General features: G+C 40.8%; 1 protein-coding gene. It reads right to left on the reverse strand.

Annotation, left to right across the window (positions count from 1 at the left end; genetic code table 11):
• Positions 1-175 precede the first annotated feature (175 nt).
• A partial coding sequence (locus I6E40_RS10720; protein WP_235387278.1) for a hypothetical protein occupies positions 176-451 on the reverse strand: 276 nt, incomplete at its 5' end.

A 451-nucleotide genomic window follows, 5' to 3' on the forward strand; every position in this document is an offset into this window, starting at 1 on the left:
AAGGGCGAAAGACGAAAGGACCGCCTTTTTGAAACATTAATGTTCATGAATTGATTCCATTAAGAAGTCATTAATTTGTTTTGGAATACGAAACGCGCGAAATGTTCAGAAATTAATGAGACATTTAATGAGACAATTAATGGGCATTAATGGAGAAATTGAAAAGCCCTTCCCTTTAGGGAGGGGTTGGGGTAGGCTTCCGCTCCAAAAAATCCAACAATTTTGAGCCATTTTTCAGCGATTCGACATTAACATTTTTAACTTTCGGGAACACTTCTCGCCTCCCAATTTTGCCTATCCGGCGTGCAGTTTTGCTTTGCCTTCCCCTAGTTAAAATTAGAGGAAGGCAAATAAAAATTAGAGGAAGGCAAATTTTAACCGGATGCGCTTCTAAAACCCCGATTTTAAAGGGAAAGTGACGAAAAAAGGGGGGAGCCGAGGCTCCTCCCAT

Origin of the sequence: Prevotellamassilia timonensis (assembly GCF_021531665.1) — a bacterium.
Classification (GTDB): Bacteria; Bacteroidota; Bacteroidia; order Bacteroidales; family Bacteroidaceae; genus Alloprevotella.